The organism is Pseudoalteromonas sp. PAST1, assembly GCF_021532515.1.
Taxonomy (GTDB): Bacteria; Pseudomonadota; Gammaproteobacteria; order Enterobacterales; family Alteromonadaceae; genus Pseudoalteromonas; species Pseudoalteromonas simplex.
The window spans coordinates 59,180-80,188 of record NZ_JAKGBH010000014.1 but is presented as its reverse complement, the minus strand read 5'-3'; the positions used below and the strand labels follow the sequence as shown (position 1 = coordinate 80,188).

Annotated in this window: 21 protein-coding genes; 10 read left to right on the top strand and 11 right to left on the bottom strand. The window is 41.3% G+C overall.

Going from position 1 to position 21,009, the window contains the following annotated elements:
* Positions 1-46 precede the first annotated feature (46 nt).
* A complete protein-coding gene (locus L1272_RS09035) occupies positions 47-370 on the top strand; it encodes a hypothetical protein (protein WP_054552642.1) in 324 nt (107 codons plus the stop codon).
* Here the strand turns inward: L1272_RS09035 and L1272_RS09030 are convergent.
* The 10 genes from L1272_RS09030 to L1272_RS08985 form a co-directional block, all read right to left on the bottom strand.
* Positions 330-1,547, bottom strand: coding sequence for an HD-GYP domain-containing protein (locus L1272_RS09030; RefSeq protein ID WP_138598897.1), 1,218 nt, complete (start codon positions 1,545-1,547; stop codon positions 330-332). The two genes, L1272_RS09035 and L1272_RS09030, sit on opposite strands and share 41 nt — an antisense overlap.
* A gap of 186 nt (positions 1,548-1,733) precedes the next feature.
* Positions 1,734-2,069, bottom strand: a complete 336-nt coding sequence (gene rraB / locus L1272_RS09025) for a ribonuclease E inhibitor RraB (protein ID WP_054552644.1) — start codon at positions 2,067-2,069, stop codon at positions 1,734-1,736.
* Entirely contained in the window at positions 2,069-2,755 is a 687-nt protein-coding gene (locus L1272_RS09020; protein ID WP_082389235.1) for a 1-acylglycerol-3-phosphate O-acyltransferase, read from the bottom strand. Before L1272_RS09020 ends, rraB begins: the two co-directional genes overlap by 1 nt.
* 163 nt (positions 2,756-2,918) lie before the next feature.
* Positions 2,919-5,216 (bottom strand): DNA topoisomerase IV subunit A, encoded by a 2,298-nt coding sequence (gene parC, locus L1272_RS09015; RefSeq protein ID WP_054552646.1) that lies wholly within the window; start codon positions 5,214-5,216, stop codon positions 2,919-2,921.
* Positions 5,217-5,226: 10 nt separating this feature from the next.
* Positions 5,227-6,327: a PQQ-dependent sugar dehydrogenase gene (locus tag L1272_RS09010; protein ID WP_138616282.1), complete on the bottom strand. Its 1,101-nt coding sequence runs from the start codon at positions 6,325-6,327 to the stop codon at positions 5,227-5,229.
* 51 nt (positions 6,328-6,378) lie between these two features.
* Positions 6,379-8,268: a DNA topoisomerase IV subunit B gene (gene parE / locus L1272_RS09005; RefSeq protein ID WP_054552648.1), complete on the bottom strand. Its 1,890-nt coding sequence runs from the start codon at positions 8,266-8,268 to the stop codon at positions 6,379-6,381.
* Between the two features lie 33 nt (positions 8,269-8,301).
* Positions 8,302-8,862 carry a YqiA/YcfP family alpha/beta fold hydrolase gene (locus L1272_RS09000; protein ID WP_235373233.1) on the bottom strand — a complete coding sequence of 187 codons (561 nt, stop codon included), beginning with the start codon at positions 8,860-8,862 and terminating at the stop codon, positions 8,302-8,304.
* Positions 8,847-9,629, bottom strand: coding sequence for a metallophosphoesterase (locus tag L1272_RS08995; RefSeq protein WP_235373232.1), 783 nt, complete (start codon positions 9,627-9,629; stop codon positions 8,847-8,849). Before L1272_RS08995 ends, L1272_RS09000 begins: the two co-directional genes overlap by 16 nt.
* Positions 9,616-10,074 carry a DUF1249 domain-containing protein gene (locus tag L1272_RS08990; protein WP_235373231.1) on the bottom strand — a complete coding sequence of 153 codons (459 nt, stop codon included), beginning with the start codon at positions 10,072-10,074 and terminating at the stop codon, positions 9,616-9,618. Before L1272_RS08990 ends, L1272_RS08995 begins: the two co-directional genes overlap by 14 nt.
* A 9-nt stretch (positions 10,075-10,083) precedes the next feature.
* A complete protein-coding gene (locus L1272_RS08985) occupies positions 10,084-10,716 on the bottom strand; it encodes an NUDIX domain-containing protein (RefSeq protein ID WP_235373230.1) in 633 nt (210 codons plus the stop codon).
* 150 nt (positions 10,717-10,866) lie between these two features.
* Here L1272_RS08985 and tolC point away from each other — a divergent pair, with 150 nt between their 5' ends.
* The 3 genes from tolC to L1272_RS08970 all read left to right on the top strand — a co-directional run bounded on the left by tolC (position 10,867) and on the right by L1272_RS08970 (position 13,872).
* Positions 10,867-12,207: an outer membrane channel protein TolC gene (gene tolC, locus L1272_RS08980; protein WP_054552653.1), complete on the top strand. Its 1,341-nt coding sequence runs from the start codon at positions 10,867-10,869 to the stop codon at positions 12,205-12,207.
* 103 nt (positions 12,208-12,310) lie between these two features.
* The gene (gene lpxL / locus L1272_RS08975) at positions 12,311-13,237 is read left to right on the top strand and encodes an LpxL/LpxP family Kdo(2)-lipid IV(A) lauroyl/palmitoleoyl acyltransferase (RefSeq protein ID WP_054552654.1); all 927 of its coding nucleotides are present in this window, start codon (positions 12,311-12,313) and stop codon (positions 13,235-13,237) included.
* A gap of 59 nt (positions 13,238-13,296) precedes the next feature.
* Positions 13,297-13,872 carry a TcpQ domain-containing protein gene (locus L1272_RS08970; protein ID WP_054552655.1) on the top strand — a complete coding sequence of 192 codons (576 nt, stop codon included), beginning with the start codon at positions 13,297-13,299 and terminating at the stop codon, positions 13,870-13,872.
* Here the strand turns inward: L1272_RS08970 and glnE are convergent.
* The gene (glnE, locus tag L1272_RS08965; RefSeq protein ID WP_235373229.1) at positions 13,869-16,655 is read right to left on the bottom strand and encodes a bifunctional [glutamate--ammonia ligase]-adenylyl-L-tyrosine phosphorylase/[glutamate--ammonia-ligase] adenylyltransferase; all 2,787 of its coding nucleotides are present in this window, start codon (positions 16,653-16,655) and stop codon (positions 13,869-13,871) included. The genes L1272_RS08970 and glnE overlap by 4 nt on opposite strands.
* A gap of 72 nt (positions 16,656-16,727) precedes the next feature.
* On the opposite strand from glnE, the gene L1272_RS08960 reads away from it, so the two are divergent.
* The 6 genes from L1272_RS08960 to ruvX all read left to right on the top strand — a co-directional run bounded on the left by L1272_RS08960 (position 16,728) and on the right by ruvX (position 20,988).
* Positions 16,728-17,621 (top strand): DUF350 domain-containing protein, encoded by an 894-nt coding sequence (locus tag L1272_RS08960; RefSeq protein ID WP_235373228.1) that lies wholly within the window; start codon positions 16,728-16,730, stop codon positions 17,619-17,621.
* Between the two features lie 28 nt (positions 17,622-17,649).
* Positions 17,650-18,117, top strand: a complete 468-nt coding sequence (locus L1272_RS08955; RefSeq protein ID WP_054552658.1) for a hypothetical protein — start codon at positions 17,650-17,652, stop codon at positions 18,115-18,117.
* Between the two features lie 62 nt (positions 18,118-18,179).
* Positions 18,180-18,914 carry a 16S rRNA (uracil(1498)-N(3))-methyltransferase gene (gene rsmE, locus L1272_RS08950; protein WP_235373227.1) on the top strand — a complete coding sequence of 245 codons (735 nt, stop codon included), beginning with the start codon at positions 18,180-18,182 and terminating at the stop codon, positions 18,912-18,914.
* A 68-nt stretch (positions 18,915-18,982) separates the two neighbouring features.
* Positions 18,983-19,936, top strand: a complete 954-nt coding sequence (gene gshB, locus L1272_RS08945) for a glutathione synthase (RefSeq protein WP_054552660.1) — start codon at positions 18,983-18,985, stop codon at positions 19,934-19,936.
* Positions 19,937-19,960: 24 nt separating this feature from the next.
* Positions 19,961-20,518, top strand: coding sequence for a YqgE/AlgH family protein (locus tag L1272_RS08940; RefSeq protein WP_054552661.1), 558 nt, complete (start codon positions 19,961-19,963; stop codon positions 20,516-20,518).
* A gap of 20 nt (positions 20,519-20,538) precedes the next feature.
* Positions 20,539-20,988, top strand: coding sequence for a Holliday junction resolvase RuvX (ruvX, locus tag L1272_RS08935; protein WP_054552662.1), 450 nt, complete (start codon positions 20,539-20,541; stop codon positions 20,986-20,988).
* Positions 20,989-21,009 lie beyond the last annotated feature (21 nt).

Here is a 21,009-nt window from a genome sequence, read left to right as displayed (position 1 = left end):
TTGTAGCTTTAGACTAAAAATAAAAGTTTCTCAGTTGAGTTTGAGTATGGAAATCGCCTTTATTATTGTGGCACTAATGTTATGCGGTGTGAGCGTTCATTATTTTTGTAAAGCAAATTATTGTGCATGTACTAAAGCAGGTGATTGCGACAACCCAGTCAATCACTATTGGTTAGGCGCTATGTTTAGCTCAGTTTTGTCTCTTTTATTGTGTTGCGTAGCCTTACATGTCGAAAAAGGGACGCTATTGTGGTTAGTTTTAATGATAAGTTGTTTTAGTGGGGCATTCATTTCAGCTAAACGCAGCGCCAAAAAACGCTGTGTTAAGTCTAAACAAGCAGATGCTCTTTTAACAAACGAGCCAAATTAAGCTGATAATCTAAGGGTTTAATACTGGCAATAATTTTTAGTTCTTTTTCCACGTTCAAATCGACATCTTTCGCCGTCACGTGGTGCTTATGTTTAGCATTATAAAATACTTTCACTTTTGGTTTGATTGGATTCTCGTGATTCCCTTCCATTACTAACGCTAAACGATCATTATTTAACTTAACAATAGTACCGACAGGGTGTACACCTAGACATTTAATAAAGCGCTGCACTAATTCAGAATCAAACATTTGTTTGTTCGCAAGTAAATAACGCAAAGCCGAAATAGGTTCTTCTCCCATTTGATGAGGCCTATCTGCCGTCATAGCATCATAAACATCAGCAATTGCCATCATTCTTGCAGGGCGGCTAAGCTTTTCAGCGGTAATACCGCGTGGATAACCTGTACCATCTAAACGTTCATGATGATTTACTATCATATCAAGCATTAGTGGAGTAATGCCCTTCTCGCCTTTCACTAAACCTAAACTCTGCGCCACATGTTTTTTAACGACTTGCATTTCGTTATCATTCAATGCGCTTGGCTTAGATAAAACACCTTGCGGCATTTTAGCTTGGCCAATATCATGCAGCAAAGCTCCCATCGCCAGTTCTTTGATCGTCTTTTCTTTATAGCCTAAATACTTAGCAAACACACTCACCAAAATCGCAGTGTTGATCATGTGACGCCAGTTATAAATATGTTTATCTTTGAGACGAGTTAAAATAGTTAATGCATTGTGATTTCGAAAAACGGAGCCGACTATATCAACAGCAATGTCGTCAAGCACTGCCATATTCATTTTTAGTCCAGCTGTAATATCGGAATATAAACTTTGTAGCTTACGACTATGCTGCTCATAGTGAACACTAGCTTTTAGAAACTCTTGTTGAACCGTGATCCCTTGCGGCTCTTCATTAGCAGCAGGTTTTTGTTCAACCTTCGGTTTAGCCGGTTCAGGCTTTGGTTGGTATTTTTTAGGGAGTGCAACATCGCTTTGTGTAAAGTCGATGAGTAGCTCTTCAACCCCCTCAGAGATCAGGCGCTGAATAATTGTTTTATCACGCACTAAACCACGTGTTTTGATCTTAATACTATTTACATGCTCTTGTTGCTTACTGACACTGTCAACAAACATCCCTGGAACAAGTTCGGCAATGGGTAAAGTAATAAGCATAGGTAAGCTTAGCGCATATAAACATCGAGTTTTTTATTATCGCTAATTGATTGCAAATGTCTATAGATTGAATAACGAATACGAAATAGGTATTAGTCAGAAGGGTAAACTAACGAGTCAAGCAACTCGCTAGATTGTGGTAGTTCAGTCTAAGAGCTGACGGCAGATAGCTGACAGCTCTAAATCTTACTCCTGAAAGTAAGTGCCCCAGCCGTCGTATTCAACGTCTGTTTGCTGAGCAAGCGCTTCTAACTTGTCTACGTCTTCCATAATGGCTTCTACATCAAGTTCACACTCAACAACCACGTCAAAGCTCCATACTTTCTCGCCGTCTTCTAGCTCAAGTTCAGCTGGTTCTTCAACATCGTAACCTAGTTTAAAAGCGGCTAAAGCTGCTTGCTCTAATTTTTCAAAATTTTCGCTAACAAAGTGGTGTTCCACTTCATAAAGTACTTCAGGATCTGAGCCATCTTCAAGCAATGAAGTAACGATGTCTTCAGTAATTTCGCGCCAATTTTCCATTATTTGTTTCTCACTTGAGCATCTAATTCAGTTATTTTAGCGGCCATAATCTGATGAACATGTGAAGCATGGTCACGAGCAGATACGTCTTTATCAAGATAAATCGGCGCTAACATTTCGAGGTAAATTGTACCATTATCCCAGCGATTTAGCTTAATAGTTTTGTGCGTTGTACTCATACAAACTGGCACAACCGGCACATCAGCACTCATTGCTGTGTGAAATGCCCCTGTTTTAAAAGGTAATAAACCGCGACCATAGCTTCGCGTGCCCTCAGGAAACATCCACACCGACAAGCCTTTTTGTTTTATTTTCTCAGCTGATTTAGAAATTGTGCCCGCCGCTTTTGAGCGGTTAGCACGGTCAATTAAGATATTGCCCGATAACCAATATAGCTGACCAAAAAACGGGATCCATTTGAGGCTTTTTTTACCAAGGCTTACGCAGTTCTCTGGCACCATGGCAGGTAAAGTGAATAGGTCATAGTTATTTTGATGATTTGCTACATAGACAGCAGGACCAATATTTTTTGGAGTCTCGTGATATTTAAGCTCTAGTTTGACACCTAAAATTTTAGCTACCTTGCAAAACCAACCCGCAATAATATGCACGTTATTTGTATGAAACGGCTTCACAATGCATAAAAGCAGCCCAAAAACACAGCTTAAAACAATAAATAACGCCATGAAAATTATGCGAAAAATAGCTAACAAACGAATTCTCCTCGTATTAATCAGCGCGCATTATAACGTGAAAAATAGCATTTCCATAGCTTTAAGCGCACATGTGTACGCTTAAAATTTCATAACGTTTTAACAATAAAAAGGCCTGCAATTGCAGGCCTCTGGTTTACTCAGTTACTTCACTTGGCGACTCATCACTGTCATCAGTTTGAGTCACTTCGACTACAGCTTCATCAACACGCTGCAGACCACGTGGTAACTTATTACCTCGTCTACCACGTTCACCATGGTAGTGCTCAAGATCAGCCGGTTTGAGTGTCAGTTTTCGTTTACCTGCATGCAGGGTTACGCTACTGCCCGCAGGCACCACAGCCAGCACTTTTACAAACTCTTCACGGGCTTGCACTTTCGCACTTGGGATAGAAATAATCTTATTTCCTTTACCTTTACTAAGCTTAGGTAAATCGCGCAGTGGGAATAACAACATGCGGCCTTCGTTAGAAATTGCCATACAGTAATCTGTTGCTACGTCAGTTACTCTAATTGGCGCGAGTAATTCACCGCCTTTAGGAACACTGACCAGCGCTTTACCGTTTTTGTTCTTACTCACCAGATCTTTAAAGTCACTTATAAAGCCATAGCCTGCATCTGAAGCCATTAACAACACTTGGTTGTCTTCTGCCATCACCACATGCTCAAAGTTGGCGCCAGAGCTTAAGTTAAAGCGCCCTGTCATTGGTTCGCCTTGGCTTCGAGCTGAAGGTAAACTATGTGCATCAGTAGCAAAAGCACGACCACTTGAGTCTAAGAACACTGCAGGCTGGTTACTCTTACCTCGCGCTGAGGCTTTATAGCTGTCGCCTGACTTATAACTCAGCCCTTCAACATCTAAATCATGGCCTTTACCAACACGTGCCCAGCCTTTTTCAGATAACACAACAGTCACTGATTCTGAAGGGATAAGGTCTTTTTCGCTTAGTGCTTTTGCTTCTAAACGTTCAACAACTGGTGAGCGACGATCATCACCATACATTTCAGCCGCTTCTTGGATTTCTTTTTTCATCAACGTCGACATACGACGCTCTGAACCAAGCGTTTGCTCTAACTTGTCACGCTCAAGGGCAAGCTCATCTTGCTCACCTTTAATCTTGAACTCTTCAAGTTTTGCTAAATGACGTAGTTTTAACTCTAAAATCGCTTCCGCTTGAATATCTGTTAAACCAAAACGCTCCATTAAAACAGGCTTTGGTTTATCTTCAGTACGGATAATTTCGATAACTTCATCAATGTTTAAAAAGGCCGTTAATAAACCTTCTAAAATATGTAAGCGTGCTAATACCTTATCTAAACGGTGCTGTAAGCGACGGCGAACCGTTTCACGGCGGAACGTTAACCACTCAGTTAAGATACTACGTAAATCTTTCACTTGCGGACGACCATCAAGACCAAGCATGTTTAAGTTTACGCGGTAGTTCTTTTCTAAATCTGTGGTTGCAAATAGGTGCGCCATTAATGGCTCAGCCTTGATGCGGTTTGAACGCGGTACAATCACGATGCGGGTTGGGTTTTCGTGATCAGATTCGTCACGTAAATCAGCAACCATCGGCAACTTTTTAGCATTCATCTGCGCTGCAATTTGCTCAAGTACTTTTGCACCTGAACACTGATGAGGCAGCGCGGTGATCACGATGTCACCTTGCTCTTCAGTGTAAATTGCACGCATCTTGATAGAACCACGTCCAGTTTGATAAATCTTACGAATATCGTCTTTCGGTGTGATGATCTCAGCTTCTGTTGGGTAGTCAGGCGCATGCACTAACTCAAGCAACTCTTCGATTTCAGTTTTTGGCTTATCAAGTAATAAACAACAGGCACTGGCAACTTCACGCACATTGTGTGGTGGAATATCGGTTGCCATACCTACAGCAATACCGGTTACACCATTGAGTAAGATGTGCGGTAAACGCGCAGGTAACACCATTGGCTCATCAAGTGTGCCGTCAAAGTTTGCGGTCCAATCGACAGTGCCTTGACCCAGCTCTTTTAGTAAAACTTCTGAGAACTTAGATAAACGCGCTTCGGTGTAACGCATTGCAGCAAATGACTTAGGATCATCGGCAGCACCCCAGTTACCTTGACCGTCCACCAGCGGGTAGCGATAAGAAAACGGCTGCGCCATTAACACCATGGCTTCGTAACAAGCACTATCACCATGAGGGTGATATTTACCCAGTACATCACCCACGGTACGGGCTGATTTTTTATATTTTGCTTGCGCCGATAACCCCAGTTCGCTCATTGCATAGATGATACGACGCTGTACAGGCTTTAGACCGTCACCTACATGAGGTAAGGCACGGTCCATAATGACGTACATTGAGTAGTTTAAGTAGGCGTCTTCAGTAAAGCGCCCCATTGTTTGTTGTTCTATGCCTTGCATCAGCAAGGTATCTGTATCACTCATTAACGCTTACCTATTTTTTCTTAGCACTAACGCGATAGATCACATTAGCAAAGTCGTCTGAGATCAATAAGCTGCCATCTGCAAGCTCTGCAAATGCAACTGGGCGACCAAATGTTTCTTCGTTTTGCATAAAGCCTGTGATGAACGGGGTGTACTTAGTAATACGACCTTGTTCAACATTCGCTAGCATCACTTTGTAGCCTGACTTTTTACTACGATTCCATGAACCATGCTCAGCAACAAAAAGCTGCTCTTTGAATTTAGCAGGAAACTGCTTACCATTATAAAAATGAATACCTAAAGGAGCAACATGAGCACCAAGTGCAAGGGCTGGCGATTTGTAGTCAGCAATACTTTTACCTTTACCAAACTCAGGATCTAAAATCGCCCCAGCGTGAACATAAGGGAAACCATAATGCGCACCCTCTTCACCTTCACCAACACGGTTAATTTCACAAGGTGGCATGTCATCGCCCATCATGTCACGGCCGTTATCACTAAACCAAAATGCATTCGTTGTAGGGTGATAATCAAAACCAACTGAATTACGAACGCCTTTGGCAATTGTTTTAATTTCTTTTGTGTCAACATCTAACGAGAAAATACGACCATATTTTTCGTCTTCAGCACAAATGTTACATGGTACACCCACTGGCACAATTAACTCACCAGTTGGCGCAAAACTAATAAATTTCCAGCCATGGTGACGATCAGTTGGAAACTTATCGTATACCACGTCGTATTTAGGATCTTTTAAATTTTTATCAACGTCTTTAAAACGGATGATACGTGACACTTCAGCCACATATAGATCACCATCTTTAATCGCTAAACCTGATGGCATTTCAAGACCTGTGGCAATAACCATTTTTCTGTCAGCCACACCATCACTGTTATGGTCAATCAACGCATAAACATTGCCTGCTTTACGTGAGCCTGCGTAAACAATACCTCTTTTTGATACCGCAATTTGACGTGCATTTTCTACATCATCAGCAAACAGGCTAATAGAAAACCCATCAGCAACTGTTAACTTATCAAGAATATCTTTTGCCATTGCAGGCGCTGATAACAAGCTCAGCGACAATAATGAGGTCAGTAGTTTTTTCATTTTTTCTTGCCCTTTAATTCGTTGCTAGCAACTAGGTTGCTACACCTTTAACTAAACTTCTGCGCGGTTACCGTGATCTTCTAACCACTGACGACGGTCTGACGAACGTTTCTTTGCAAGAAGCATATCCATCATTTCCATGGTTTGCTCTTCTTCATCTAAGGTTAATTGCACTAAACGACGAGTATTAGGATCCATCGTGGTTTCGCGTAATTGTAACGGGTTCATTTCACCTAACCCTTTGAAGCGTTGAACATTAACCTTACCGCGTTTTTTCTCAGCTTCAATGCGCGCTAAAATACCGTTCTTTTCGTCTTCATCAAGGGCGTAGTAAACCTCTTTACCAATGTCGATACGAAATAGCGGCGGCATAGCTACATACACATGTCCTTGTTTGATAAGCGATGGAAAGTGACGAACAAACAGCGCACAAAGCAAGGTAGCAATGTGTAATCCATCTGAGTCAGCATCGGCCAAGATACAAATCTTGTTATAACGCAGACCAGATAAATCACTTGAATCAGGGTCAATACCCAGAGCGACAGAAATATCATGCACCTCTTGCGATGCTAAAATCTGCCCAGATTCAACTTCCCAGGTATTTAAAATCTTACCGCGCAGCGGCATGATTGCTTGGAATTCACGGTCGCGCGCTTGTTTTGCTGAGCCTCCCGCTGAGTCACCCTCTACTAAAAACAGTTCAGTACGGTCATTATCTTGGGCACTGCAATCCGTTAATTTACCCGGTAATGCAGGGCCTGAGGTAACACGCTTACGCACAACTTTTTTAGCGGCACGTAAGCGGCGCTGCGCATTTGAGATACATAACTCAGCTAATAATTCTGCCGTTTCTGTATGCTCGTTTAACCATAAACTAAATGAGTCTTTTACCACACCTGATACAAACGCAGCGCATGAGCGAGAAGACAGCTTTTCTTTTGTTTGGCCAGCAAACTGTGGGTCTTGCATTTTAACCGACAATACGTAGCTACAACGCTCCCAAATATCATCTGGTGTTAGCTTTACACCACGTGGTAATAGGTTTCTAAATTCACAAAATTCACGCATTGCTTCAAGCAAGCCTTGGCGTAAACCATTAACGTGTGTACCGCCTTGTGCAGTAGGAATTAAGTTTACATAACTTTCAGCGATTGATTCACCGCCTTCAGGTAGCCAAACAACCGCCCAATCAGCGCCTTCGGTTGAACTTGAAAAGTCACCAATAAACGGCTCTTTTGGTAATACTTCAAAACCTTTGACTGCTTCAACTAGGTAATCTTTTAAGCCTGTTTCGTAATACCACTCTTGGCTTTCTTTGGTTTGCTTGTTAGTAAACTTAATGCGCAAGCCTGGGCACAATACCGCTTTGGCTTTTAATAAGTGATTAAGCTTAGTAATTGAAAAGTTAGCTGAGTCAAAATAGCTCGCATCAGGCCAAAAACGCACAGTTGTCCCTGTGTTACGTTTACCCACAGTACCAATGACGTTTAGATCTTCAACCTTGTCACCGTTTTCAAAAGCCATACGAAATTGCTGCGCATCACGGCGCACAGTCACTTCAACACGAGTCGATAGCGCATTTACAACCGAAATACCTACCCCGTGTAAACCACCTGAGAACTGATAGTTTTTATTAGAGAACTTACCACCGGCGTGCAGCTTGGTAAAAATAAGTTCCACACCCGGGATACCTTCTTCAGGGTGAATATCAATCGGCATACCACGGCCATCATCGATAACCTCAAGAGAGTTATCTTCATGAAGGATGACATCTATTTTAGTGGCATGGCCTGCCATTGCTTCATCGACACTGTTATCGATAACTTCTTGACCTAAATGATTAGGTCGAACCGTGTCGGTATACATACCTGGGCGGCGTTTTACGGGCTCTAATCCGTTTAAGACTTCAATTGCTTCGGCGTTATAATTTTGCTGACTCATAGTTTTTATATCTTTTATGCGCTTAGCTATGTTTTACGTGATTTTAAGAAAATCTACAATACTTGCAAAGGTTTGTTCGAAGCCGATAAAACTATGATCGCCTCCAAATTCAACGTGTTGCTTACACTGAGAATAATATTTAACCGCCTGCTGAAACGGCAGTACTTCATCGCCCGTTTGCTGTAGCAAATAAATCAATGAAGGGGTGTCTAATTGCGGCAAATATAAACTGCGCAATGCATCCATGTGACGAGTACCAAGTTCATAATGACTATCTTGATACGGGTTATAATTTTCCCCTAAATAGTTACTGAGTAACTCAAATGGGCGAACCGCAGGGTTAATGACTACCGCGGGTATTGAATAACGTTGCGACAAATAGGTCGCATAAAAACCACCTAATGAACTACCTAGTAATACAGTATCATCATTTAGCAGTTGTTCTAATTGTAAAATTGCATGTAATGGCTCATGAGTTAATCGCGGCACCTGATAATCGACATCAAATTGCGCCATGTGCTCACCAAAACGAACAGCTTTGTAAGATTGCTCAGAGCTATTAAAGCCATGAATATAAATTACTCGTTTAGCCATACTACATCCGTGGTTAGCTGTAAGCTTTGTTGCTCATCAACTGTTATATCGATGAGTCGAAATGCGGGGCCCAAATCCTCTTGCTGCCACGCCATCGTGTGTTTGCTAAATTGTATTGAGCTGGCCGGTGTCGCATACACGCCAAGGTTACGGTAATTTTGCGTGTACTCATGATGCACATGACCATGAAATACCCCTACACACTGCTCAGTATTGACGCAGGTATTTAAAAATTGCGGGCCATTTTCTAGCATATGTTTATCTAGATAGGCTTGAATAGGCAGCGGGTTATGATGACAAAACACCACGCTAGGTACCTGCCCTACCGCTTGGCTTAATTCATCTAAATGTGTGTGTGTTACCCACCCGGCCGGCGTCGGGCCTTTTGAGTTAGCTAACAGCAACTGCCCACCTAAAAAGGTAATGCGTTTATTGTTTAAAATTTGCGGGCTTATAAGCTTTTCATATTCAGCAAGTTCATCATGATTACCCGGCAGCCAAAACACCGGACAACTCAGCGCTGAGTCTGCTATTAATTTAGCAAAAAGCTGATAAGACTCAGTGCTGTGATCTTGTGTTAAATCTCCACCAAATACCACACAATCCACATCTAATTCAGCAATCGCTTCTAAACAGCGTGAAAAATACGCTGCCGTATTCACGCTAAAGTATTCACCATGGATGTCTTTTGATAAGTGGCAATCAGTGATGTGGGCAACTTTCAGTGCTGTTTTATCAAAATGGAAGGCGTCACTAAACCAAGCCATTATTTACATCCCAATTTAAAACTGCTCGACCGTTTTCAACACAAGCCACCAGCCAGTCATACAAAAAGGCGTTAAGCTGATATTTTTCATCTTTTTGATGCATATTGGGGTTTGGATAAGCGTAAGAAGGCTTGATGCGCTGATGAAAATCATGATGTACGATTTCGGCTACTTTCGCATCATGATACATGCGCACAGTTAAATACAAAGGTTTAACCGAAGGCAAATTACCGGCTTCTTGTCTGATAGAAATATCTGTGGTGTATTTTGCTGTATCGTCAACTTTAACCGCAAAAGTGCTGTGCCCTAATTGCACTTTACGCTCCTGACCTACACGTCGCTCATTAGGTAATAGTTTCAGCGCACGCACGTAATTATGCTCACACAAAGTTAAGTACTTAGGTAAGCTTTGAATATAACGCTGCTGGGCACTGACGTACGACAAAATAATCCCCTATGAGTTTTTCCAATCAGACAGTATACGTTGCTTATTCAGTGCTAACCACTGTAATGAGATAACTGTCGCTGCATTATCTATTTCACCCTGTTCTAGGCGCAGCATAGCTTCATCATATGACATTACATGAGTTTTGATATCTTCATCTTCATTATCAAGGCCAAAAATACCGCCTTGATACCCTGCTAAGTCAGTGCGTGCTAAATATAAATACAAACGTTCAGTGGTACCACCAGGGCTTGAAAGGTACGACATCATAAATTCCAGCTCATCAAGCTCAATTCCCGCTTCTTCGAAAGCTTCGCGCTTCGCTACATCTTCGTAATCAGTACTGCCATCGGCCATGCCTGCAATACACTCAAGTAACCAAGGTGACTGCTTTGATGCGAGTGCCCCGATTCTAATTTGTTCAATTAATAAAACTTGATCAGTCGCAGGATCATAAGGAAGTACAGCAACAGCATGGCCGCGCTCTAAAATTTCACGTTTAACTTCTACTGATTTACCACCCGCAAACAAGGCATGATGAAAACGATAGATATTAATTTTAAAGAAACCATTATAAACACGCTCAATTGGCTTTAACTCTATGTCATCATGGTTAAATTGTGAGATTGCTGATATTTTCATCCTTTATTTCCTTTACACTGCAAGCAAAAATTACGACCAATTATATTCTGTTACACTTGGACATGCAGATTTACGTAATTTTTTTTTGGTTATTCATTAAAAAAGAGTACCATGGTGATAGTACAAAATTGTCTAAGGACTGAACGAACAATGAAAAAAACTCTACTCGCTGCGCTGATCGGGTTTTCAAGCGCACTGACTGCAACAGCTAGTTATGCTGAAGACTTACTACAAGTTTACGAGATTGCTACAGCAAACGATCCTACCGTACTTAAAGCAAAAGCCCAAGCAGATGCGCAAGCTTATGAAAGTGATCGCGCGTTAAGTGCACTATTACCACAAATTGGCTTAAGCCTTGGTTATGAAACAACCAAGTCTGATCTTTATGAGGGTAATGATACTACAGGTTATGCTGGTTATGATTACGATCCTGATGTTTTCAGCCGTGGTATTAGCCTAAACCAAACACTATTTGATTTAGGCGCTTGGAACTCGCTAGGTATTGCTGATAAGCAAGCATTACAAGCAGACGCTCAGTATGATTTTGCACGCCAAGATCTAATCGTTCGTGTAGCTGAGGGTTACTTCAACGTACTAAGTGCAATCGATAATCTTGAATTTGTACAAGCAGAAAAGCGTGCCATCGAGCGCCAATTGCAACAAACTAAAGAGCGTTATGCGGTAGGTTTAACAGCAATCACTGACGTACACGAAGCACAAGCTCAATATGATAACTCTGTTGCACAAGAAATTGTTGCTAAGAACAGTGTTGAAACAGCGCGTGAGCAACTTCGCGAAATTACTGGTAAATACCACGCAAAACTAGACATGTTGAATACAGATACATTTTCAACTGTTGCGCCAAATAAACAATCGTCTGAGTACATCAAAATTGCTGAAGACAACAACTTAAATCTGCAAGTTTCTAAAGTAACGGTTGATATTGCAAAAGATCAAATTGATTTAGCAAAAGCGGGTCACTATCCGAAGCTAACATTAAGTGCTTCTTACGGTGACAGCCTAACCGATCTAAATAGCAACTCACATCAACCTCGTGAAGATAGCGCTAAAATTGGCGTTAACTTTAGCCTACCGATTTACTCTGGTGGTGCTACAACTGCAGCAACAGATCAAGCTCGCGCTTTTTATGTTGCCGCAAGTGAAGATTTAGAAGCAAGTTTACGTGCAGTAACTCGCTCGGTTATTACATCATATAACCAAGTAGTGTCTGACATTGCCACGTATAAAGCCTTACAACAAGCTGTTGTTTCTGCAGAAAGTGCACTTAAAGCAACTGAAGCAGGCTTTGAAGTTGGTACACGTACTATCGTTGACGTATTGATCAGCACGCAAAACTTATATAACGCAAAAAGTAACTTAGCAAATGTTCGTTACCGCTATGTTGTTTCAACACTTCGCTTGAAACAAGCTGCTGGTACACTAACTAGTGAAGACCTTATTGCTATTAACCAAGGTTTAAAAGAAATCTAAATATTTCTTCGAAACTTATACCAACAAAGCCAGCCTGCGCTGGCTTTTTGTATTTTTAAACACTTACAGTTAAACTAGCTTTTTTATTTTTAGAGATTTTTTTGTGGTTAGTTCATCACCGTTTAAAGCGTCTTTTTTGGGCCCTCGCTACTGGTTAACTTGGGTTGGCATTTTCTTTTTATATCTTATCTCTTGGTTGCCACATAAATTGCAACTAGCGCTTGGAAAACTGCTCGGCCGCCTAGTACATCGTTTTATGAAACGTCGCCGCCATATTGCTGAGGTGAATATTCGTTTGTGCTTTCCTGAAATGCCAGAGCATGAACAACGCGAACTAGTTCGTAAAAATATGGAAAATACCGGTATTGCGATGATGGAAACCGGCATGGCTTGGTGGTGGCCCGAGTGGCGAGTTAAAAAAGTGTATGGCTCGATAAAAGGGTTAGAATATTTTCAGCAAATTCAGCAATCAGGCAAAGGCGTTTTACTTCTTGTTCCACACATTTTACACCTTGAAATGGCAAGTCGGGTAATGGGCTTAAAGCACCAAGGTATTGGTTTTTATCGCCCACATAATAATCCTCTAATGGAGTATTTTACTACCAATGGTCGCTTACGCTCTAATGAATATCTAATCGGTAAAAAAGATGTCAAAGGCCTACTGCAAGCCCTCAAAAACAAGAAGGTTTGTTACTACCTGCCAGATCAAGACTATGGCCGTAATCGTTGCGAGTTTGCACCGTTTTATGCGGTAAAAGATACAGCAACAACTACAGGTGCACTGCTGTTTGCCAATAGTAAGAACTGCGAAACCGTAAGTTTAACAAGTCGTCGTGATGAGAATGGATGCTATCATCTAGAAGTGCTTCCTATTTTAGAAAATTTCCCTAGTGGCGATAACCTTGCTGATGTAACACGCGTTAACCAGCGTATGGAACAAGCAATAAACGTTGCTCCTGAGCAGTACATGTGGCTACATCGCCGCTTTAAAACTCGTCCAGATAAGAATGCACCTTCTTATTACAAGTAGAGTGACATTTTGCTGTATGTATGGTTTTATTAAGCTAATTAACAACAAGAGTATTAGAAATGTGGTTTTGGGTTAAGCATTTATCATTAGCTGTCATTTTGATTGCTGCTGCTATTTATTTTTTATTTGGCAGCGGTCCCGTTTTAGATATCAAAAATACTCAAAATGCAGCAGCCCAAGGTCTATCACGCTTTTATTCAGCCCTTCGAAATCAGGTCAATGACAAAGATAACGAGCGAGATAAATATGTTCTTAAATTACCGACACCTGAAACTAGTCTAGATGTCGCACTATTTGAGCGTGAAAAAGTCGTTGAGCCTTCATCGCCAAACTGGACAGGAGATATACAACCTCGTCGCTTTGAAAATGGCACGACTTTAAAAGATGTATTATCTGATTATGCTAAAAATGAAGATATTGTGTTGTATTGGTATCTTAGTAAAGACTACGTAGTAAAAGATCACTTTCGAGTTGATAGCAACTTCGTTTCTGCATTGTATCAAGTAGGTCGAGCAATCAACGATGATTTCGAAAATGAGGTTTACACTTATTTTTGTTTTAAGCAAAGAGCGGCTGTGATCACTGAGCTGCCCTCTGCTTATGTACGTGAAAATTGCCGCCGTTTAAAAAGCTAAAACACCTGTAGCCACGCCTGACTAACTAAGTCGATATGCTGAGTTAACTCAGCACGTGGCGCACAACGCCCCTGCTGATTCAAACTCATTACATGATAACGTGAACGATAGGCTATATACGCAGCCACTAACTCTTGCTGCATTTGCTCACTAATACAGCCTAAACGCGCCGCATCGGCTAGAATACGCACATTATCAGACCAGCTCGTTAGCTCTGGATGTTGCTTAGCATTATTTAGCACCAGATACTGAGTAATAAATTCAATATCTGTAATACCGCCCCTATCTTGCTTCAAATCAAACAGCTCATCGTTACCCTTAGCAAGGTGAGCGCGCATTTTTTCACGCATCTCAACAACATCCGTTTTTAGTTTTTCGTTATCACGGGTTTGGCATAACACATCTATACGAATTCGCGCGAAACGATCTTTTAATGATGCTTGACCGTAAATCATGCGTGAGCGAACGAGAGCTTGATGTTCCCAAGTCCATGCTTGAGTTTGCTGATAGTGGTAGTAACTTTCTAAATTAATAGCCAGTAAGCCTGACGCCCCTTCAGGACGTAAACGAGTATCAAGCTCGTACAAAATACCAGACGCCGTGCGAGTATTGAATAAATGCATTAAGCGCTGTGCAAGTTTTAAATAAAACTGACGCGAATCAATCGACTTATCACCATCGGTATAACTGCTGCCATCGTGGTTATGCACAAACACAAGGTCTAAGTCTGAATCGTAGCCAACTTCAAAGCCACCCGTTTTACCGTAGGCGATAACCGCAAAGCCTTTTTCTTGCTCTGACGTATTAACGGGCTGACCAAAGCGTTCAACACACGCATGCCATGCAATATTGACCGCTTGCTCTACAATTGCCTCAGCAAGCGCTGTAAGGTGGTCGCTTACCTTCATCACGCTGAGTACACCTGTTGCATCAGCCGCTGCAATGCGTAGCTGATGCGTTTGCTTAAACTGACGAAGAGCTTCCATTTGCAGCTCTAGATCACCATGCTCAATGCGCAAGAAGTATTGTCTAATTTCATCTTTGTAAGCAGATAAAGGTGTCGGTTTATAAAGCACCTGAGGATCGATCAGCTCATCAAGTAAAATAGGGTAACGAGAGATATGTTCGCCAATCCATTTACTATGACAACATAGTGCAACCAGTTGATTTAAGGCTCCAGGGTTTTCATACAACAGCTCTAGATAAGCGGTTCGTGAAATGATCTTATTCAATACTTGGCAGATCATCATAAAGGCGTCACTGCTCGCTTTTGCTATCGTTAATTGTTTAAGTAAAAGCGGCATTAATTTATCTAAAATGTCACGACCTCGACTACCAACCTTCGCCTTAGTTAAACGCGCCTTAAAATCTTCCAATGCAGCTTGCCAATCAAGGTTCGGCTCACACATCAGGCTAACATCCGTCATTTCCCATGCGCTGATGTACTCATTTTCACACGGGTCGCTGGTTTCACTTTCAAAACCAATCACCTGTTCGAATTCACCATGGACTTGAGACATGATCTGCTCGATACTAGACAAACACTGATTAAAATCGTCTTTATTGAGCAAATAACATAAACGTTGTTGGTTTAATTCGTCATCAGGTAGGGTTTGCGTTTGCTTATCAGCAAATATCTGTAAGTACTGCTCAATTTGACGTAAGTCTAAATAGTTTTGTGTAAGTAATTCAGCCTCTTTGTTGGACATAACCTGATTGTTAACCAGTTCTTTTAAAGCAACTAATAATGACTGAGTTTGCAGGTTAGCTTCGCGACCACCTCGCACCATTTGCAGCGCTTGTACCACAAATTCCACTTCTCGAATGCCCCCTGCGCCTAATTTAATATTGTTTGTAAGGCGTTTTCGGCGTACTTCTTGAGCTATCATTTGCTTCATTTTACGCAGCGATTCAATCACCGAGAAATCAATATAGCGGCGATAAACAAATGGCCGTAGCAATTCATAAAACTCATTCCAATAACGGTTTTCTGTGCCGATTAATCGCCCTTTTAGCATGGCGTAGCGTTCCCATTCACGTCCTTGCTCTTGATAATAATCTTCAATAGCATGAAAGCTCATCACCAAAGGCCCACTTTCACCAAATGGGCGCAGGCGCATATCAACCCGAAAGACTTGGCCATTTACCGTAGTTTGATTAAGCGCCATAATCAGCTTTTGCGCCACTTTTGTATAAAACACCTGCGCTTCAATAGAGCGACGCCCACCTTGTGTTGGAATATCACGAGGGTAAGAAAAAATTAAATCAATGTCAGAGGAGTAATTAAGCTCTCCTCCACCGAGTTTACCCATGCCTAAAACTAACATTTGCATTGCATTACCGTCATCATCAAGCGGCATACCACTAACTTTAGCTACCTGCGCAAACGCCCACTGATTGGCACTATCGATAAGCTGATTTGCAAGCGCAGAGATATAAGCGATGCTATCAGCGATTGGGTTTGCACAGCACAAGTCAAGAAAAGCTACTTTCAACCAGTACTTTTCTCGATACAAACGCAGTTTTGCCATTGCAGCATTGTCGTCAAGCTCATTGATTTCTGTACTACTTAGAGGAGGTTCAACTGCGCGGTTAGCAAGCTCCTTATCATCAAGTAACCAGTCTTTTAAGTTTGGCTGAGATTGTAAACAGTTCCACGCAAAGTCGCTTAAAGACAACAAGTTAATAATTTTCTGCTGTTCAGTTTGCCCCTTATACAAGCTCGCGAAGCGGGTTTGGCCTAACTGATGAAATGACTCTGGAAGCGCGTGTAAATTACTCATTAAATACTCTCTTTTAACTTGCCAATAACCGTACTAGAATGATAATCAAAGAATTATTTAGCAGGGACCTGCATGTCATATTTATCACTATCTAACACTAGTTTAGTCGCGATTGCTATTAGTTTCGCTGTAATCTGCGCCACTATAGTACTGCTACGTATTCTAACGCAAATCAAAGCAAAACAAGCGCTTAAAGAAGAGCTTGCGCAACATGATAACTTTGCCATGGGAATAAGCTTTGCCAGCGAAATCATGGTCGTTATAGCAACTATCGCTTATATATTTGATGAGATTAGCTTAAGTGCAGCCCAATCTAATCCGCTAAAAGTACCTTTACTCATTGTGCTGTTGTTTGCTTTTATAAAAATAGGCCATTTAATTCATCGTAAATGGATTTTGCATCGCTTTAATGAAGAAGCCGCTATTCTAAAGCAAAATGTCTGCGCCGCCTTGGTCGATTCAGGCATGCTAATCGCAAACTGTATTATTGCTCTTGGTCTTTATAACTGGTGCCATACCCAAGGCTATAGCAGCTTATTGATCGCCACAGTGAGCTTTTTTGTGCTGCAAGGTATGTTTGCCCTTGATAGTAAAATCCGTGAGTATCGTTTTGCAAAAGCTAACCAAGGTGCATCGCTACAAAGTAATTTTAATCTAGAAAATACATCCATCGGTATTCGCTACGCCGGTAAGTCTATTGGCCTTGCTCTTGCCGGTTATGCTGGTCTTGCCAGTGCATCATTTATTAGTGGTAAGATGGTAGAAAACTTATTCACTTTGGTATCTCATTGCGGTGCTATGTGGGTATTACTTTATATTTTGAGCTACATTATTAAGTATATTTCTTTACCGAATATAGATACTTCTCTTGAAGTTGATCATCAAGATAATATTGGTATTGCGTGTATTGAGTTTGCCGTTTTTGGCGCAATAGGCTATTTACTTATTAGTATGTTTTCAATTTGATACGGAAGTTTTAGTACCGTGAGACTCTATGCCCTTTAAAGTTAATGATTATTTACTAGTTGATATAGACAATGAGTTTAGCCGAGCCTTTACTGAGCATTACTTTGCGAGCGTTGAAGGCTCAACGCTTGTTGTGGCAGGCGCAAATAGCCGCCACATGGTCAAACTTATGTTTGATGAATTAATAAAAGATTACTGTTATTGCGACTTCAGTAATGAAATAAGTGTCTCTGAACTGGCCAGCTACCTGCATGAACACCACAACATTAAAGGTGTTTTAATTAATTTAACCGATTACCAATTAGCGGATGATGCACAAAAATTTATATACAATTCCCTACATAAAATACGTTATTTAGTAAAACAAGAAGAACAAGGTTTTAGCTTTGCGCCTTGCCCCGACAGCGCCCATATTAATCACCTTTCCTGTCAAACAACTATCGCTGAAACGACGACAGATCTTTTACCATTAGCTGAAGAGTTAAATAGAAAATAAATAATTGCACCTAAGCCGCTGTATACTTACCATATTGCTAAATTTATTGATAAGTGACAGTCATGCGAGTTCCACACATTTACCAACCTTCAGCGATTTCTTTAAACACCCCAGTAGCACTAGATGATGATGCCGCAGGTCATGTTGGCCGCGTATTGCGCATGCAAGTCGGTGATAAGGTCTCGATTTTTAATGGTGAAGGAGGTGAATACCTCAGTGAAATTATAGAAGTGAGCAAAAAAAACGTGGTCGTTGAGCCACAGGAATTTGTTGATCATGATGTTGAGTCGCCTTTAAAGATTCACTTAGGCCAAGGTATTTCTCGTGGTGATAAAATGGATTTCACTATTCAAAAATCAGTCGAACTTGGTATTACAGAAATCACCCCTATTTTTAGTCAACGTTGTGGCGTAAAACTAAGTGGCGATCGCCTTGCTAAAAAACATCAACAATGGCAAAAAATTGCAATTGCCGCGGCTGAACAATCTGGCCGCAACGTTGTGCCTGTTGTACACCCGCCTATCGATATAAAAGAGTGGCTAGAACAAGCAAGTGATGCGATTAAACTTACTTTGCACCCGCGTGCTGAGCACAGTATTAAAACGATTCAAATCCCCAGTGAAGGGGTACGCTTTTTAGTCGGTCCTGAAGGTGGATTTACCGATGAAGAAATTAACATTGCTAAACAGCAAGACTTTGTTGATATCCGCTTAGGGCCACGTGTTCTGCGAACAGAAACAGCCGCTCTGACGGTATTGAGCGCATTACAATTGCAGTTTGGCGATTTAGCGAATTGAAAACAGTAAAAATACCCATATATCAAAGTAACAAAACACAGTATGGCATACGATTCTAAGGCAAAAATATGGCAATTAAGCTAGGCATAATCTCTGATCCAATTAGTGGCTTTAATATTAAAAAAGACACTGGCTTTGCAATGATGATGGAAGCACAAAAGCGCGGTTACGAAATTTACTACATGGAAATGGATGACCTTTCTCTACGTCAAGGTCAAGGCTATGCAACAGCTGCCAAAGCCCGTGTATTTGATGATGTTAATCACTGGTATGAATTAGAAGAAAAAGCCACCATTGCTTTAGCTGATTTAGACGTTATTTTAATGCGTAAAGATCCGCCTTTTGATACTGAGTACATCTACGCTACCTATATTTTAGAGCGTGCTGAGCAAGCTGGTACGCTGGTTATCAATAAGCCGCAAAGCTTACGCGATGCCAACGAAAAGCTATTCACGGCTTGGTTTAGCGAACATACGCCAGATACTTTAGTAACACGTAGCCAAGCAGACATTCGTGCATTTTTAGCTGAGCATAAAGATATTATTTTAAAACCCCTTGATGGTATGGGTGGTGCTTCTATCTTTAGAGTTAAAGAAGATGATGCCAATATTGGTGTGATCTGCGAAACATTAACCGAGCATGGTAGTCGTTTTGCAATGGCACAAAATTATATCCCTGAAATCAAGCAAGGCGATAAACGCGTTCTTGTGGTTGATGGTGAAGTAATGCCGTACTGCCTAGCGCGTATCCCGCAAAATGGCGAAACGCGCGGTAACTTGGCAGCAGGTGGTAGAGGTGAAGCACGTCCAATTAGTGATTCAGACCGTAAAATTGCAGAGGCTGTTGCACCTACACTGAAAGAAAAAGGCCTTATTTTTGTTGGTCTAGATATCATTGGCGATCGTTTAACTGAAATCAATGTCACTGCGCCAACGTGTGTAAAAGAGATTGAAGCTGCTTATGACATTTCAATCACTGGTCACTTATTTGATGCCATTGAAAGAAAACTGAGCCATACTTAATTTAAACAACAAAAGGGGCGACCTATGCAGTCATTAGAGAACCATTTCTTAATCGCAATGCCAAGCATGCAAGACCCTTTTTTTAAGCGTGCTGTTACGTATATTTGTGAGCACAACCAAGATGGTGCGATGGGCTTGGTAATTAACCAGCCTATCAATATCACCGTGGGCGAGCTTCTCGATAAAATCGAAATTGATAACGATAAAAGTAAGCAAGCAGCAGGCTTAGCTGTATATGCTGGCGGGCCTGTAAAAACCGATCGCGGTTTTGTTTTGCACTCACCAAAGCCTGGTTATGCAGCGAGTCAAAAGCTCAGCAGTGATATTATGATCACCACATCAAAGGATGTGTTAGCAAGCCTAACAACGAGTGAAGCACCAGAACAATTTATTATCACATTGGGTTATGCTGGTTGGGATCAAGGACAGTTAGAACAAGAACTGCTGGAGAATTCATGGTTAATTATCAAAGCAGACCCTGAGATCATCTTTAATACACCCGTTGAAAAACGTTGGGAAAAAGCGGTTTCGATGCTGGGTTTTGATGTCGGTCAATTAAGCTCTGAAGCAGGCCATGCTTAACATTTATAATTTTTAAGACTATGACAAAACGAACGTTTAAGGCACTCGGTGAACGCACCGTAATGGGTTTTGACTTTGGCACCAAAAGTATTGGTATTGCCATTGGTCAAGAACTCACAGGAACAGCATCAAGCTTACAAGCTGTAAAAGCGAAAGATGGTATTCCAGATTGGCAACTAATTAAAAAACAAGTGGACGAGTGGCAACCAGATTTAATGGTGGTTGGTTTACCGCTTAATATGGATGGCACCAATCAAGAAGTTACTTTTAAAGCTAAGAAGTTCGCTAACCGCTTACACAACCACTTTGCTATACCGGTTGAAACGCAAGACGAACGACTAACCACCGCAGATGCAAAAGCGCGTTTATTCGAACAAGGTGGCTACCGAAACCTTGGCAAAGGTAATGTTGATAACATGTCTGCTGTGATTATTTTAGAAAGCTTTTTTGAGCAGTTTTATGGTGAGTAGTCGCCTTCAACGTATTTAAAG